At 42.0% G+C, this 14,020-nt stretch carries 16 protein-coding genes; 4 read left to right on the forward strand and 12 right to left on the reverse strand.

Going from position 1 to position 14,020, the window contains the following annotated elements; translation table 11 throughout:
- Positions 1-447 precede the first annotated feature (447 nt).
- Both QUF78_RS17480 and QUF78_RS17485 read right to left on the reverse strand, forming a co-directional pair.
- The gene (locus QUF78_RS17480) at positions 448-885 is read right to left on the reverse strand and encodes a MarR family winged helix-turn-helix transcriptional regulator (protein WP_289325660.1); all 438 of its coding nucleotides are present in this window, start codon (positions 883-885) and stop codon (positions 448-450) included.
- Between the two features lie 186 nt (positions 886-1,071).
- A complete protein-coding gene (locus tag QUF78_RS17485) occupies positions 1,072-1,332 on the reverse strand; it encodes a YqkE family protein (protein WP_289325661.1) in 261 nt (86 codons plus the stop codon).
- 130 nt (positions 1,333-1,462) lie between these two features.
- On the opposite strand from QUF78_RS17485, the gene QUF78_RS17490 reads away from it, so the two are divergent.
- Positions 1,463-2,362, forward strand: coding sequence for an alpha/beta hydrolase (locus tag QUF78_RS17490; RefSeq protein ID WP_289325662.1), 900 nt, complete (start codon positions 1,463-1,465; stop codon positions 2,360-2,362).
- Positions 2,363-2,406: 44 nt separating this feature from the next.
- Here the strand turns inward: QUF78_RS17490 and QUF78_RS17495 are convergent, their stop codons facing one another.
- The 3 genes from QUF78_RS17495 to QUF78_RS17505 form a co-directional block, all read right to left on the reverse strand.
- On the reverse strand, positions 2,407-2,730 hold the full coding sequence (locus QUF78_RS17495; RefSeq protein WP_289325663.1) for an iron-sulfur cluster biosynthesis family protein: 324 nt from the start codon (positions 2,728-2,730) through the stop codon (positions 2,407-2,409).
- A 247-nt stretch (positions 2,731-2,977) separates the two neighbouring features.
- Positions 2,978-3,310, reverse strand: a complete 333-nt coding sequence (locus QUF78_RS17500) for a YolD-like family protein (protein WP_289315755.1) — start codon at positions 3,308-3,310, stop codon at positions 2,978-2,980.
- Positions 3,311-3,336: 26 nt separating this feature from the next.
- Positions 3,337-4,596, reverse strand: coding sequence for a Y-family DNA polymerase (locus tag QUF78_RS17505; protein ID WP_289325664.1), 1,260 nt, complete (start codon positions 4,594-4,596; stop codon positions 3,337-3,339).
- 412 nt (positions 4,597-5,008) lie between these two features.
- On the opposite strand from QUF78_RS17505, the gene QUF78_RS17510 reads away from it, so the two are divergent.
- Positions 5,009-5,668, forward strand: coding sequence for a C40 family peptidase (locus QUF78_RS17510; RefSeq protein WP_289325665.1), 660 nt, complete (start codon positions 5,009-5,011; stop codon positions 5,666-5,668).
- An 89-nt stretch (positions 5,669-5,757) separates the two neighbouring features.
- On the opposite strand, the gene QUF78_RS17515 is transcribed toward QUF78_RS17510, so the two are convergent.
- The 3 genes from QUF78_RS17515 to QUF78_RS17525 form a co-directional block, all read right to left on the reverse strand.
- The gene (locus QUF78_RS17515) at positions 5,758-6,285 is read right to left on the reverse strand and encodes a hypothetical protein (RefSeq protein WP_289325666.1); all 528 of its coding nucleotides are present in this window, start codon (positions 6,283-6,285) and stop codon (positions 5,758-5,760) included.
- Between the two features lie 163 nt (positions 6,286-6,448).
- Positions 6,449-7,240 (reverse strand): SDR family NAD(P)-dependent oxidoreductase, encoded by a 792-nt coding sequence (locus QUF78_RS17520; protein ID WP_289325667.1) that lies wholly within the window; start codon positions 7,238-7,240, stop codon positions 6,449-6,451.
- A gap of 24 nt (positions 7,241-7,264) precedes the next feature.
- Positions 7,265-8,233 (reverse strand): MBL fold metallo-hydrolase, encoded by a 969-nt coding sequence (locus QUF78_RS17525; protein WP_289325668.1) that lies wholly within the window; start codon positions 8,231-8,233, stop codon positions 7,265-7,267.
- A gap of 522 nt (positions 8,234-8,755) precedes the next feature.
- Between QUF78_RS17525 and proC the strand changes: the two genes are divergently transcribed.
- Positions 8,756-9,601 (forward strand): pyrroline-5-carboxylate reductase, encoded by an 846-nt coding sequence (gene proC / locus QUF78_RS17530; RefSeq protein WP_289325669.1) that lies wholly within the window; start codon positions 8,756-8,758, stop codon positions 9,599-9,601.
- A gap of 141 nt (positions 9,602-9,742) precedes the next feature.
- Here the strand turns inward: proC and QUF78_RS17535 are convergent, their stop codons facing one another.
- Positions 9,743-10,174 (reverse strand): VOC family protein, encoded by a 432-nt coding sequence (locus QUF78_RS17535; RefSeq protein ID WP_289325670.1) that lies wholly within the window; start codon positions 10,172-10,174, stop codon positions 9,743-9,745.
- Between the two features lie 286 nt (positions 10,175-10,460).
- On the opposite strand from QUF78_RS17535, the gene QUF78_RS17540 reads away from it, so the two are divergent.
- Positions 10,461-11,015 carry a MerR family transcriptional regulator gene (locus tag QUF78_RS17540; protein WP_289325671.1) on the forward strand — a complete coding sequence of 185 codons (555 nt, stop codon included), beginning with the start codon at positions 10,461-10,463 and terminating at the stop codon, positions 11,013-11,015.
- Positions 11,016-11,188: 173 nt separating this feature from the next.
- On the opposite strand, the gene QUF78_RS17545 is transcribed toward QUF78_RS17540, so the two are convergent.
- The 3 genes from QUF78_RS17545 to QUF78_RS17555 are packed head-to-tail and all read right to left on the reverse strand — an operon-like array spanning position 11,189 to position 14,017.
- Positions 11,189-11,983 (reverse strand): ABC transporter ATP-binding protein, encoded by a 795-nt coding sequence (locus QUF78_RS17545; protein WP_289315747.1) that lies wholly within the window; start codon positions 11,981-11,983, stop codon positions 11,189-11,191.
- Positions 11,958-12,989 (reverse strand): ABC transporter permease, encoded by a 1,032-nt coding sequence (locus QUF78_RS17550; RefSeq protein WP_289325672.1) that lies wholly within the window; start codon positions 12,987-12,989, stop codon positions 11,958-11,960. Before QUF78_RS17550 ends, QUF78_RS17545 begins: the two co-directional genes overlap by 26 nt.
- A 32-nt stretch (positions 12,990-13,021) precedes the next feature.
- Positions 13,022-14,017, reverse strand: coding sequence for an ABC transporter substrate-binding protein (locus QUF78_RS17555; RefSeq protein ID WP_289325673.1), 996 nt, complete (start codon positions 14,015-14,017; stop codon positions 13,022-13,024).
- Between the last annotated feature and the right edge of the window lie 3 nt (positions 14,018-14,020).

Here is a 14,020-nt window from a genome sequence, read left to right on the forward strand (position 1 = left end):
TTTTCGTTATCCGGAGCTTTTTCCCGGCAGTCCACGCAGTTTTTCAACTTACACCACATTTTTTTTGGCCGTTCACGCAATTATTCGACCTACACTGCACATTATTCGACCGTTCACGATTTTTTTCGACCTACACCGCACTTTATTCGATCTTTCACAAATTATTTCGACCTTCATTTCACTATTCGGACGCCGAAGCAATTATTTAAGATCCACGGATTAAATCCGCCCCCTTTCCGCCGACTGTCAGCCAAGCCTCATCAAAGCAAGCGTCTGTGGGGTCTCGGCTAGCCAGTTATTCGGCAGGAGTGTCGCAAATTTCTTCAATCTACTAAGGTTTGGATAACCAAGCCTTCTTTTATAGTTTGGTTAGGGATAAGACCATTCCGAATCTCCTTTTTTCGACAAACTAAAACGCTTGGGATTCCCAAGCGTTTTTCCTTTTTGCTAAAATTCCTGTAATGTTTTCAATAGTTGGAGCAGTGAAGCTTTCAAATCCTCAACCACCCTCTTATCCTCACCCGACATAGCCGAAATGCGATCGGGAATGAGACAGGCCTCTTCCTGTAAACCATGTCCCTTTTCCGTCAGCTTTATCATGACAGACCGTTCATCTTCAGTGGAACGTTCACGGACAATCAAGCCATTCTGCTCCATTCGTTTCAACATGGGGGTTAGCGTTCCTGAGTCGAGGGCAAGCAGCTCCCCTAATTTTTTCACTGTAAGTGTATCCTGTTCCCATAGTAGAAGAAGAACCAGATATTGAGGATATGTCACTTCGAGTTTATCAAGCAGCGGTTTATATTTTTTCGTCATTTCCCTTGAACTTGCATAAAGCAGGAAACATAATTGGTTTTCCAGTACATTTTCTATTTTACTTTGCATCATATCACCAGCTAGTAGTAGTCCATCCGATATGAATGCATATCGAACTTATCTTTAATATAATCGTTATACTTTATAAAATAAAGGAATATCAGCAAGGAATGTTCCCCTATCCTTTTCTAAGAATGGTTCTTTCCTGTCGTTAGGAACGAAAAAGGGAGACGCCCTTAAACTGCTCCCTGTTCTTCATTTATAGTTCTTCCAGTTCATATTGCTTTCACCCAATAGTTCTTCGAATGATTTGTTCTTCTCCCGCTGCTTTCTTTCTTCGCGTTTTTTTTCTTCTTCCGCTGCCCTTTTCTCTTGTTCAGCCTCATTCAGTTCCTTTTGCTTTTGACGAAGCTGGGACATGATATCTTGATTGATCATATCACCAAGTTTCAATGATGATGAATCTTTATCTTGGTTTTTGCTTTGATTTTGATTTCGCGGCTGTTTCTTTTTCATCCTTAAAACCTCCTGGCCATTTATGAAATTATTATATCACGACTGCCGTTTTCCTCGTTATGGTTTTCAAACAGTGTTTTCCCATTTCCCTCATGGTAAAATAAAGAAAATCAACCGAGGAGGATCCTTCATGAAGAAATGGTGGTTTACACTCGCTGGAATCCTAACCTATATCATCGGCGTCGGCATTTATTTTTCCAATCGGATCATGTACATGAAAAAAAAGGAAGCTGATTTTATCCAGAATCGTGAAATCACGGCTAAACGCCTGATCAGGGAGGATTTTGATAATCTGCCTAAAACGGAAATTTGGGTATCCTCACCATCCGGATATTCCTTGAAATGCTTGTTTATCGAACCCCACGATACCAATAAGTGGGTGGTCATTTCCCATGGTGTGACGGAGAACAAAGTCAATTCCATTAAGTACATGAATATTTTTCTTAAGCGGGGCTTCAATGCCATCATTTATGACCACCGCCGGCATGGGGATTCCGGTGGCAAGACGAGCAGTTATGGACATTATGAAAAATTCGACCTGAAGGCCGTAATCGATGAATTGAAAAGGCGTAAAGGTTCTGATCTTCATATTGGCATTCATGGAGAATCCATGGGGGCCGTAACCCTGCTTTTATATGCGGGAATGCTTGAAGATGGTGCTGACTTTTACATTGCGGACTGTCCATTTTCAAATTTCGAGGATCAGATCAAACACCAGCTCAAGCTTGAAATCCCATTTCCCTCTTGGACCGTGTTTCCGCTTGGGCGTACGTTCATCAAACTCCGTGATGGATATTGGACCAATGAAGTGTCCCCAATCGATTATATGAAAAATATCCGAAACCCCGTGCTCTTCATCCATAGTGAGAATGACAGCTTTATTCCTGCTTCCATGACAGCGGAATTATATGCAGCAAAAGAGGGCCCAAAGCAGTTGTACATCGCTAAAAAAGGGGCCCATGCTCAATCTTATAATGAAAATCCAAAAGAATATGAAGATCAAATCGATCAGTTTCTCGAACTTGTCTGAGAAGAAAATGAGAGGGATCCAAGATTCCCTCTCATTTTCTTCAGTTAGATTTTATTAAAATAGCTCATCCTCGGATTTAAGATTTGATTCGGACTTTTTAACTGAAAGCTGTTCGCTTCCGGAACAAAGTCTATTTTCATGACTTCATCCAAAAAAATCATTTTCGATTTCTCCACATATAGAGGGATTCCGTTTGTTTCCGCTTTTTCGGTACCTTCCTCAGGTTCGTTGACCAACCATAGCGCCGTCACACCACTTACCACGCAGCCACAGCCATCAGTATCATATTTCAACTGTAAATATCCTTCTTGTCCCTGTACCTTATCGGCTATTTTCTCAGCCGCTCTTTCCGTCCATTCAATATACATGATTACATGCCTCCCGATGTCTTTGCATTCCCCCATTATAAACGATAAAAATGTTTCTGTTAACGAAACTGCCTGCTTCCTTCTGCAAGATCGGCCGACATGAAAATCACTTTTTCCATTAACCGTGCTACAAGTCAGATTCCCTTTTGCCCGATGATTTCCTTTTATCAAGATGAAAATACAGTAAAGAGGATCGATGTCGTTCCGAAAATGAAAGGCTGTCCCTTGAGAACAGCCCTTCCGCTCATTATTCCATTATCCTTACATCCGCTATATCGGAAAGCCTGATATAGTGAGCCTGCTGAAAGCGATCAACGATATGAAGCTTTTGGGTGAGCTCATTATAATAATGGATCCTGCCGATTAACAGCTGATACCGGTTTCCTTCATAATGAGCAATCGCGACATCCTTTCTTTCCTCCATCGCTTCCCCCATTACCGCATTCATTTCTTCCAGTTGCTGCTCATCCAGGATGCGCTCCGTTTCATAGCCATCCTCCACCACCCAATCCCGCAGCATCTTCACATGCTCCGGCAACATCATCGATGTCCATTTGATACGGCCGCGATCACGAATCATTCTTTTCCCTCCCTTCAAAGTCAACCTTACGCCTTATGCCCACCAAGCAGCCTGCTTCGGTGAACAGCTGTACCCGCTTCTGTATACGAAACTGCACGCAATAACGATTTGGGTCCATATTTATGGCGGATTCGATCAACCGTGTAACTCAATTCCCGCTTTTTCCAGCGCGAAGCATCAAATAAAGTCAGCTGCATTTCGTTATCATCCACAATATTCGAGAGTCGGACCTCTATGCTCCGAACCGTTTTTTGCTTATAGTTCTCATGAAAAAGCTCCAGGCAAACTTTATATAACTCCATCGTAATGTTGGTCGGTTCGCTGATCGAACGCGAACGATGGAAACCACCGCCAAACTCATCCTTGCTGTAACCAATGCTTAGGCTGACCGTCCTTCCTGCCTTGCGATGGGTACGTGCCCTTCTTCCAACTTCTTCGCAAATTTCCAGCATGACCTGCTTGACCTCATGCTCCGCCTTATAATCCCTAAGCAGGATTTGACTTTTGCCAAAGCTGACCTGCCCTTCGATGATCACTGCCCCCATATCCGATAAATCTATTCCCCACGCATGGTGGTAAAGCTGATTGCCCATAATTCCAAACTTCGCTTCAAGTAATTCAAGATCATAATTGGCAAGCTGCCCAACCGTGAATATTCCCATTCCATGAAGGGTTTTTTCTACGCGCCTGCCGATTCCCCACATTTCACGAAGCGGGGAAATCGGCCAAAGTTTGTTTGGCACATCCTCATACTTCCATTCTGCAATCCCTTTATCTTTGGCTTCCAAATCAAGGCAAAGTTTTGCCATAAGCATGTTCGGACCAATTCCAATGGCACATGGGAGCTGTAATTCCCGTTCGATTTCATCTTTTATCTTTTCAGCTATCACCCGGGCATCTCCCCATAAAGAAGCGGCACCATCGACTTTCACAAAACTTTCGTCCACACTATACACGTGAATCGCTTCTTTGGGCACATAACGGTTGAACAAGCGGGTGATTTCTGTCGAGACCCTTAAATAGGTCGCCATTTTGGGTTCAACGACGACAATCCTTGGATCATTCGGAATCTCAAACATCCGCGAACCTGTCTTGATGCCAAATTCCTTCTTCATTTTTGGAGAAGCTGCAAGCACAATGCTCCCCGTCCTCTTCAAATCACCAACCACCGCCAGATAACAATCGAGTGGGTCCAGACCAAGCATGACCGCAGAACAGCTTGCATAAAAACTTTTCATATCGATACACATAATTGATTGTTTCGGCATCGTCCCATAATCCATCATTTCTTCACCCTAACAAGAATATACGTTCGCTTTTATTATATTCATAACTTTAACCGAATATACGTTCTTATTCAATGGAAGTTTTCATACAAATTTCTACTTTTTATTGTAATTTCCTTGAAAAATATAACAGACCCTAAAAACGGATAAATTACCATATTTAAACTATGTTTCCATATAGTTTTTTTCAAATAGATTAATTAGTAACTTGAATAATTTCAAGTGAATCCATATGCTTAGTTTTTTAAAATTCATCCACCCTTTTCAATAGACTTTCGTCTATTTAATTTTAGTCTTACTACTCATTTTTTGTAATGTAATTGTAACCAAAATTATGTCTAATTGTCATAATGGTATTGTAGGATAATATTGTTAGAATAATAGAGAGATAGATAGAGAGGAAATGAAAATTATGAAGAAATGGATCGCTTCAGCTGCTGTTGCATCTGCCATGATGCTAACCCCACTGCAAGCCTTTGCAAATATCGGAGATCAAACCCTCAGACCCGGAATGACACATAGCGATGTCAAACAACTACAACAACTTTTAAAAACCAAAGGTTATTTCACATATTCAGGTTCACTGACTACATATTACGGCACCTATTCTGTATCTGCAGTAAAAAAATTCCAAAAAGCCAAAGGATTAACTGCCGATGGGATTGCAGGCCGAGGCACATTTAATGCGCTTGGTGTTTATAATGTCAATAATACAAGCCTGATAAGCTATGCAAAAACCTTAATAGGCAAACCTTACAAATGGGGCGGAACAACACCGACTGGATTCGACTGCTCAGGCTTCGTCTATTACGTATTCCAGAAATCACAAGGAATTACCTTACCTCGTACAACAACATTGCTCTATTCCAATACAGGTTTAAAAGTATCATCACCAGCTAAAGGTGATCTTGTATTCTTTGATACTTCTTCTGGAAGAACAGGAGTATCCCATGTTGGGATCTATATCGGAAATGGTCAATTCATCAGTGCTACGTCTTCTAAAGGAATAACCATCACGAATATGGATAATTCTTATTGGAAACCAAAATATTTAGGTGCGAAAACGTTATAAAATCCAGGACATGAGCTCATCCTTGTGAGCGAAATCCCATTAAAAAAACCGGACTGAATTCATAAATGATTCAGTCCGGTTTTTTTGATTTATTTTATATATAATATTTCATCCGTTAAATCCTCTATAGTCACCATGAATGATGAATCCAAATTGGAACGATTCATCATTTCAATATTATACACATGCTCTGAGGGCAAATGGACGACATCGAGAACCATGAATCGCTGACTTTCCGCTTTACTGACATGATTGAGGGCAGCAGTGACCGCCCTTTGTTCGGCCAAACTTTTTTCATCCGTCAAAACAAGAATCAATTTCGCTTCCGCTTTCCCAGGAAATGATTTCTTGACCCCGCCCCGGTGCCATGGTTTCACTTTCATCCCGATTTCCAAGTCAGAATATTCGAGGTCATTACCATGTTGATCTTGAATATATGTATCATTGGTCACCCTATAATAAGTCCCTTTAATCAAAATCCTTTTATCGTCAAGATCTGTAATGAAACCTTCTTCCCCCTTGGCAATGGCTTCACCCATGTTCCAATCAGAGGATTGACAGCTACCCAGAATAAAGACAACAATTATATATATTAAAAGGTTTACAATCATCTTCATGAAAATCCCTCCTAAGAAATAGACGGATTCCCCATGAAATAGTTACCAATTTATTCAGAATAAAACTTCCGTTATTTCATAAAAAAGGGGAATGTCATCGACATTCCCCTTTTTTTACCTATTATTGAACATCTTTCGCCTTGTCCGGTATCGAAAATCTAGCCTACTTTTTAAAAAATGCTTTTTTCCCTAATGTTTCGGTGATCTTTGGAAACATGTTATACCATTTCCCAGCTAAATTCATCCAGCCAGGGAGGTTGATTTCCCTCTTATTGGTCAGCATCGCCGCTACGATTTTAGCCGCGACATCTTCAGGCTTAAGCATGAACTTTTCGACATTCTTTAAATATGTACCTGATTCATCTGCAATGTTAAAGAAATTCGTTTCTATAGGTCCGGGATTGACGGTGGTCACAAAAACACGATCCTCCATCAGCTCGAGCCGAAGTGCGTTTGAATAGCCAAGAACTGCGAACTTGGTTGAGGAATACAATGTTGATTTAGGAGTGGCAATTTTACCGGCCTGTGAAGCAATATTGATGATATGCCCCGATTTTCGCTGCTTCATATACGGAAGAACCAGCTTTGTGCAGGCCATTAATCCAATGACGTTGACAGCAAACATTGCTTTCGTTTCATTTAGTTCCGTATCCTGCGCTTCTTTAAACGTGCCGAAACCAGCATTGTTGACCAACACATCCACTTCACCTATTTGAGCATGGATGTCATTAAATACCCTTGTCACCTGATCAGTATCTGCAACGTCGAGCTTATAGGCATATGCATCAATCCCATATTGGTCGATGAGTTCATTCTTTAGCTGTTGTAATTTATCCAGACTTCTGGCCAAGAGGACGAGATGGCCTCCCTGCTTTGCACTTTGGATGGCAACTTCCTTGCCAATCCCTCCGGAAGCACCGGTGATAACAATAATTTTCCCTTGTAACTTATTCAAAAAAGTGTGCCTCCTTGCCTAACATTAAGCGATTGAATACAGAATGACCCCTGATTGGATTTTGGTTTCGACTTCACCCAAATCTTCTAAATAGTCCAGCTGACCGACCGTTTCCGAAAGTGTCAGGCCCACTTCCTGAAGGTATACTTTAGGAAAAAGCTGCTGACACACTTCAAAGACCGATAAAGGCTTATCTTGAAGCATGCTTTTCACCTGCATGGCCCGGTTATGCTGCCGCTCGAATCGATATTGAATCAAGTCGGCAACCTCATCTCCTTCCACTTCAGATCCATGTCCGGAATAAACAGTGGAAATCGAAAAATCCAATAATTTCTGAAGTGATGCATTATATTGCAGTAACGGACGAGGCCTCATGCCTCCCGGAAGTAAAGGCGGTTCCATTAATGGATTGGGTGAAATCTTAGCAAGCAAGTGATCGCCCGCGATCATGACCCCGTCACTTTCCCGGTAAAAGGATAAATGGCTTTGCGCATGCCCTGGAGTCTCGATCACTTTCCAGCCTGGAAGACCAGGAAGCTCATCCCCTTCAGCCAAATATCCATGCAGCTTCCGTTCACTAAGGAATCTGATTTCGTCACGGTTATGGATCAGTTTATTTTTCAGCTCTTCTGCCACTCCAAACTTTGTGGCATAATCAAGGAAAAAACGATTATGGGTTTCAAGGAAATCATCACTGATAGTCAGCCAGCGCTGATTGTTTTTATGTCCATAAACCGGGATTTCCTTATCAAAGAAATCGAGTGCACCAGCATGATCAGGGTGATGATGGGTTAAAATGATTTGTTCGATATCGGTCAGTTTCAGACCCAAATCCCCAAGCCCGTTAGTCAAGGCTTCCTTTGATCGTTTGGTTTTAACACCAGTATCAATGAGCGTCAAGGCATCCCCTTTAACTACATAAACATTCACATCACCCACTGCAAACGGCGTGGGCAAAGCAATTTTTGCAATATTTCCATTCCAATTCGCCATAATCTTTTCCACCTTAGAAATTATATTTATATAAATCTTTTTATACGCTAAACAGAATTACTTAGTATACTTAGCAAGAAAACGAATGTATAATTACCATTTTACATGCATTTTTAAATACTGTCATTATTTTCACATAATTCATGTCTATTTTTTGTCGTCCATGCATATATTATCATTGACAGAGTACTGATATATCCTTCATAATCACAAGTAATTAAAGACGGCATGGCTTTGATTAAGGCCAAGTAAATTTATTGATGGCGTAAAGAGAGTGAAGCTCGGAATGTGCTGAAAGGCTTCATCGCCCCCTCATTATTGAACCTACCTTATGAGCCTTCAGGAAAACCTGACGTAATTCCCGCGTTAGAGGATTCAAGTGCAGCTTTTCTGTTTATTTATTATGGAAAAGTTGAACAAAGGTGGTACCACGGAAGCTAGACCTTTCGTCCTTTATTGGATGAGGGGTCTTTTTGTTTTTCAAAAAAAGCCAGAAATTTAATAGGAAAAGGAGCGGGAAATATGAAAAAAATCGCGTTTATCGGAGCTGGATCGATGGCAGAAGCAATCATTTCGGGGCTGGTGACCCAACAGGTAATTGACCCAGCAAATATTTTTGTAACAAATAAATCCAATGATGATAGGTTCAATTATTTAAAGGAACAATACGGTGTAACTGCCACAAGATCGCTGAAGCTTTTAGTACAGGATGCAAACCTTGTCGTACTGGCCGTGAAACCGAAAGATATTTTAGAAACGATGCAATCAATAAAAGAATATATTCGGGAAGAAATGCTATTCATTTCAGTTGTGGCCGGGGTTCAAACTGCAAGCTTGGAAGGAATCGCCAACAAGCGGTTCTCGATTGTCCGTGCCATGCCTAATACATCGGCAGCTGTGGGAAAATCAGCAACGGCCCTTGCGGCTAATGGTCATACGAAAGACTCGCAATTACAAACGGCGATTACTCTCTTTGAAACGGTGGGTACGGTGGCAGTCGTTGACGAAACGCAGCTCGATGCGGTAACAGGCTTATCAGGAAGCGGACCGGCTTATATTTATTACTTGGTCGAAGCATTGGAAAAATCAGCAGAAGAAATAGGTCTCGATTCCGAAACCGCGAAGCAATTAATTCTCCAGACACTGATGGGTGCGGCCGATATGTTGCAGAAATCACCTAAAACCCCAGCCGTGCTAAGAAAGGAAGTAACTTCACCAGGCGGAACGACCGAAGCAGGTCTGAAAGCACTTCAAGCACATCAAGTGCAAGAAGCTTTCATTGCCTGTGTACAAGAAGCGACTGAGCAATCGAAGCGAATGGGCAATCAAATAAGTAAAGAACTTGCCAAGCATGTAGTTTCTCAGTAAATGCCCAGAGATGATGATTGGCTGTTGACTAGCACTCCCTTACAGGCAGCGGCTAGGCAACAGCCCTTTTTATGATCTGGACTCCTTATAAGGGGCATAGGGAAGGTCCAGGTCAATTTGATTTCACAGCTGCAGTGAGCGTTACTTTATAATCAGCATATCCGATTCATCAAAACTCCAATCCTTCGAATACGCAACCTCCCAATAGTAACCATCGGGGTCTGAAAAATATCCGCTGTATCCTCCCCAAAAAACATCTTGAGGTGATTTCTCGATTGTGCCTCCGGCCTTTTCAGCCTTGTTGATCACCTCATCGACTTCTTCAATTGATTTAGCATTATAAGCGAGCGTAATACCGGGGAAACCATTTTTCTTAGGCGGTTCTATCTCATTGATGTCTTTTGCTAGCTTCTCTAAAGGATACAAAGAAAGTTTCGTTCCTGCATTATTAAAAAAAACAATTGTGGGTTCGTCCTCTTTAATCGATGTATGGAATCCCAACCCGTCCCGGTAAAACCTTAATGATTCATTGATATCCCTGACACCTAAAGTTATGATGTTGATCCTGTTCATACTAGTCCTCCTTTATACATTGTTCATTGGTAATTCGACATTTGAATCATTTTTCCTTTTAAAGCTTAATTGACCGGCAAACCACGCACTCACAAATGCTCTTTAAAGCTCCTAACAAGGCTCACCATTTTCCAAAACCGACTCCAAGAGATCCCCCCTTATTGATCGTTTCGCATGCAAATTACGTAGGAAATCCACTTTCTTTGCCGAATGAAAACATGTTTTGTCATCTGTAAAGGAATTGCCTCATACTTATCGAATTCAACAACCAAAAGGGGGAATCTCGATGAATACAAGTGCAGTTGCCCGGTTACTGAATGTTTCCCATAGTACGATTCAACGCTGGGTTACCCAATTGAACATGGAAGTAGAACGGAATCAGCTTGGCCACTACCAGTTTTCAGATGATGACATTGCATTATTGAGAAAAGTCCAAGATCAGCTGAACGAGGGCATCATTCTCCAAAAGGTCAGCATATCAGAGAAAAAAATTAGAAAAGCAACCGTCCAGAAACACCCCGAAACGAATAAAGAACATGAACAATTGATAGAACGGGTCGTCAGGCTTGAAAATGGACTGAAAACAAAAGCGGACGATGTTGTATCCTATCAACTTTTACAGCACAGAAGTGAAATGGAAGAAATGCACAAACTCGTTAAGAAGCTCGAAGCCCGTATTGAAGCGTTAGAAACACCAATGGACCAGCACTTTGATTATTTCCTCGCGGCTGAAGAAGCTGCTGCCACGAAAAAGCCGAAAAAAAGACCATTCATAAAAATGATTTTTGGAAATTACAGAAAGAACGATACTTCATCATGGAGCACAGCCGACAGCGATTAGCATCGGTTATCATCCAAGATCGTTAATGATTGCTCCACCATAGCCATTTTCCCTATGCTAAGGTACTTCATCGACATTCGTTCAGAAATAGAACCTGATCTGATAATTACCCAAAAATAAAAAGGCCCTGCCCCAAGGTTAGTCTTCCACCTGGGTCGGGCCTTTTCATCATCTTAAATCAACACTGCACGGTCATTTAGCATTTTTTCACCTTTGATGCGCTGGAATTCGTTAAGCAGTTTTTCAACGGTTAGCTTCTGCTTTTCTGCGCCTCTAGCTTCAAAAATGATCTGTCCCTTATCCATCATGATCAAGGAATTTCCAAGATCGATCGCCTGTTGCATATTATGAGTCACCATCAACGTCGTTAACTGGTTCTTTTCGACGATTTCCTTCGTCAGATTTGTAACAAGCTCTGCCCTGGAAGGATCAAGTGCTGCTGTATGTTCATCAAGAAGCAGGATTTTAGGATCCGTGAAGGTCGCCATCAGCAATGATAGAGCCTGGCGCTCCCCTCCCGATAATAATCCCACTTTTGCTGTCATCCTGTTTTCCAAGCCTAAATGAAGGGTACCCAAACATTCTTTAAATAGTTCTTTCCGTTTTTTTGTCACACCGAAGCCTAAACCTCTTCTATTGGTTCGGCCATAAGCAATCGCCATATTTTCTTCAATCGTCATATGTGGTGCCGTTCCCAGCATGGGATCCTGAAAAACGCGGCCAATCATTCTGGCACGTGCATGTTCTTCAATTGCCGATACGTTTTCCCCATCAATGATGACTTCACCGGCATCAGGGAGAATCTTACCGGAAATCATATTCATCAACGTCGATTTACCTGCTCCATTACTTCCGATGACAGTTACAAATTCGCCTTTTGTCATATGCAGTTCCAGATTTCCAAGGGCAAGCTTTTCATCCGGTGTTCCTTCGTTGAAGACTTTATAAATCTGATTTAACCGAAGCATATCCTTCCCCCCCTTTCGGTAAAGTCCCGCCATGACGTATCTGTATTTCTTTAAGCCGTCTTTTCTTCCGGTTTTTTTCCTTTTGTTTATCGGAAATTTTCGGAATGACAAGTGCCCCAACCACAATAAGTGCCGTAATTAATTTAACATCACCTGTATCAAGGAATTCTACGCGAAGTGCCAAAGTTACGACGATTCGATAAATAATCGCCCCTCCAATAACCGCAAGCGTCGCACGCGCAATCGTTTTTGCCCCAAATAAAGCCTCACCGATTATGACGGATGCCAATCCGATGACGATGATTCCTATCCCCATGCCAATATCACTAAAACCGTTATATTGGGCAACCAAGGACCCCGAGAATGCCACAAGTCCATTTCCGATTGCAAGTCCAAGGATTTTCATGTTGCCGGTATGGGCTGAAAAACTCTTGACCATGGCTTCATTATCACCAGTCGCCCGTAAAGCCAGACCGATTTCCGTTTTTAAAAAAGCTGACATTCCAGCTTGAATGACAACGGCCACAATCAGCATAACGATTAATATGGCCCACGTTTTTGGCAGGCTATCACCGAGACCCACGATCGATAAAAGACCATTCAACAAATTGTCCAGCCCGGTGCCGACCCAGGCATCCTGGATATTCGTGATAATGGTCGTTTGAGAAAGCAACGGAATGTTGGATGCACCCATGATCCTTAAATTGATGGAGTAGAGCGCAATCATCATTAAGATACCTGCCAGGAGTGGATTGATTTTTCCTTTCGTATGCAGGAAACCCGTTATTGTCCCAGCGATGAACCCGGCTACCATAGCACTCAATGTGGCTACGATCGGCGAGAAACCGTTAACGATCATAATGGCGGCAACAGAGGCCCCTGTCACAAAACTACCTTCCACTGTCATATCCGGGAAGTCGAGAATCCTGAATGTTAAATAGACACCTAGTGCCATGATCGCATAAATCATTCCCGACTCAAAAGAGTTGAATAAGGCTGAGAACATTTTTTTCTTCCTTCCCCGAACAAAAGCAGAGTTTATTTTACAAACTCAGCATCTGCTTTCCATTCTTCTTTTATTTCAACACCCATATCTTTTGCTGCCTTTTCATTAATGACCAATTTAAGTTTTTGTGGATATTGAACCGAGATATCTCCAGGCTTTTTACCATCCTTCAAGATTTCAACCGCTTTTTGCCCCGCTTCATAACCAATATCATAGTAACTGAAGCCATAGGCTGCAAAACCACCCGCTTTAACGGAATCAAGTTCGCCAACAAACAAAGGGATATCTTGATCATCTGCCACGGAAATGACCGATTCCAGAGCCGAGACAACTGTATTATCAGTAATGATATAGAAAGCATCCGCTTTTCCGATTAATGATTCCGCTGCCTGTTTAACCTCGGCTGAAGTCGAGACAGATGCTTCCACGACTTTCAATCCTGCTTTTTTCGCTTCCGCTTTCACATTTTTTATTTGGACGACGGAATTTTGCTCCCCTGTATTATAAACGGTACCAATTGTCTTGGCGCCAAGTTCTTCCGCTAGGAATTTCATTGACTTTGCAATGGCTTCAGGATGGGAATCCGTCGTGCCCGTCACATTTCCGCCTGGCTTATCCAAAGAAGTAACTAGCTCCGCCGCTACGGGATCGGTAACCGATGTAAAAACGATTGGAATATCCTTGGTCGCATTTAATGAGCTTAGGGCACTAGGAGTGGAATTCGCAAAAATCAGATCCACTTTATCCCCAACGAAGTTATTGGCAATCGTCTGACTGTTGTTTTGGTCACCCTGTGCAACTTGAAGATCATACTTGGCATTGATGTCGCTGTCCTTCAATGCCGCCTGGAATCCTTCATATGCCTGATCCAGGGAATCATGCTGAACGATTTGTGATACCCCAATCTTGAAGGTATCCTTTCCGCCTTCATCCTTGGCCGTATCTTTTTCCTTGTCATTTCCACACCCAGCCAGTAATAAACCTGCGACCAATGTCATGGCTGCAGTTGAATATAATTTCTTTTTCATATG

Source organism: Peribacillus sp. ACCC06369 (genome assembly GCF_030348945.1).
Classification (GTDB): Bacteria; Bacillota; Bacilli; order Bacillales; family DSM-1321; genus Peribacillus.